Origin of the sequence: Streptomyces sp. SID12501 (genome assembly GCF_010550245.1) — a bacterium.
Classification (GTDB): Bacteria; Actinomycetota; Actinomycetes; order Streptomycetales; family Streptomycetaceae; genus Streptomyces.
The window spans coordinates 1-512 of record NZ_JAAGLU010000430.1; the positions used below are offsets into that span (position 1 = coordinate 1).

The window sequence follows — 512 nt, forward strand, 5'->3', positions numbered from 1 at the left end:
TCCAGGCCGTCCATCCCGGGCAGCCCCAGATCGGGGACCACGAGGTCGATGCCGCCCTGGAGTCCGGCGTCGAGTGCTGTCGGGCCGTCCTGGCGGACCTCGACCTCGTAGCCCTCCCGACGCAGTGCGCGGGCCAGTGGCTCCGAGATGGACGCGTCGTCCTCGGCGAGCAGTACACGGGTCATGGACTGATGGTAGTCCGGCCGGGGCGTACGGAGTGAGGCCCTCGCCAGCGCCTGCGGGTCAGCGTCGAAATCCAGACATGGACCTTTGAATATGGGAGCGTGGTTCCACTATCACCTGTGATCCATGTCTCAAGTCCTTTCATATGCCGCTGTGTCGTGTCGTATGGTGTCTCGACGCCTGTTGCACTACAGAAGGACCTTTGGGCCGCCATGAGCGCCAAGGGTCTCTTCTGTGTGTTGGGCCGGTTCATCCCGGCCCGCTTTGAGTGAATGACCTGTGAGCCGGGCCCGGAGCGTGCGAACGCGCACCGGGTGTGGATCCCGACG

At 64.8% G+C, this 512-nt stretch carries 1 protein-coding gene; it reads right to left on the reverse strand.

The features are described 5' to 3' along the window. Positions 1-185: response regulator (locus G3I71_RS46605; RefSeq protein WP_164324996.1), on the reverse strand; the 185-nt coding region annotated here is incomplete at its 3' end. Positions 186-512 lie beyond the last annotated feature (327 nt).